General features: G+C 60.8%; 1 protein-coding gene. It reads left to right on the top strand.

Annotated elements, in window-relative coordinates:
• Positions 1–188 (top strand): hypothetical protein (locus tag AC1RPN_RS08800; protein WP_481763810.1); only part of this gene is annotated, 188 nt, incomplete at its 5' end.
• Positions 189–314: the final 126 nt, after the last annotated feature.

Below are 314 nucleotides of genomic sequence, written 5' to 3'. Positions count from 1 at the left end.
CCGTGCGATTGGGCGACCGCAACAAATCCGCGCACCTGTACGACGTAGAAGTAAATGAAACGGCGTTGCCCGTCAACGGTAGCGGCGGTTACTTCACGGTGCAGGTTGACGCCGACACGCGTTCGCAAGCATCGGCAATCGCGAAGCGTGCGGGCTACTCTGTGCGTTCCGTTAACATGGTCGGCTGAGCGCCATGAATAGAGAACAGGTCACGGCGCGCGGCGCATGCCGCACTCGTCCGGGGCGAGCACGAACGTAACTCGCATACATTGAGCCGTGATCTGCCGCACGAACTAGAGCGCGCGCTCGTATAC

The sequence above is a fragment of the Dellaglioa sp. CoH-57-MRSF-20 genome, assembly GCF_056781955.1.
The sequence above is the reverse complement of the archived record's forward strand: the minus strand, read 5'-3'. Positions and strand labels throughout refer to the sequence as shown.